This is a genomic window from Peptococcaceae bacterium, from assembly GCA_024655825.1.
Classification (GTDB): domain Bacteria; phylum Bacillota; class Peptococcia; order DRI-13; family PHAD01; genus JANLFJ01.
In genome coordinates this window covers 1-600 of sequence record JANLFJ010000096.1, presented here as the reverse complement: position 1 = coordinate 600, position 600 = coordinate 1, and the positions used below count along the sequence as shown (strand labels likewise).

General features: G+C 40.7%; 1 protein-coding gene. It reads left to right on the top strand.

What is annotated here, in order from left to right; genetic code table 11:
• Positions 1-286: 286 nt before the first annotated feature.
• A partial coding sequence (locus tag NUV48_15570; GenBank protein MCR4443550.1) for a transposase occupies positions 287-600 on the top strand: 314 nt, incomplete at its 3' end.

Below are 600 nucleotides of genomic sequence, written 5' to 3'. Positions count from 1 at the left end.
CTAGCATGACTTTACGAAATAAATTTTTTTAGACCATTTTCACGTAATTTTAAGCCCTCTAAGCCTTGAAAATACTGCATTCTTAAAATTAGAAACGTAGTAACCAAATTTAAAAATCAGAGTAATTGCAAGATATACGTAGCTACAGTCATAAAGTAGTTACTAATTATAGCCATTGATCCAAAACGATCCTATTTGATCCAAAATGATCCAAAACCAGGCTTTGTTTTCGACCCTTTTCGCGATAAAATTGTATATATTGCCTAAAATCGCAGGGGGTGTATAAGTGGCAGGCCTGATTAAGCAAACGGTTAACGGCAAGGCTTATTATTACGTTATCGAGACCAAAAGGATCAATGGTCAACCAAGGGTTGTTTCTAAAAAGTACCTCGGCAAGCTTGAAGATATCGTCCGCAAAGTGACGGAACCCCCTCAGCCGAAATCGGTAAGAAGCCGTGAATTCGGTCTTACGGCAGCTCTCTTAAGTATCACCGACAAGCTTGACTTCGTGAAACTTGTGGACGATACAATTATCAAGCGGAATCAGGGTGCCACCGTCGGGCAGTATATGCTGATAGCCGCTGTAAACCGTTGTTCCGC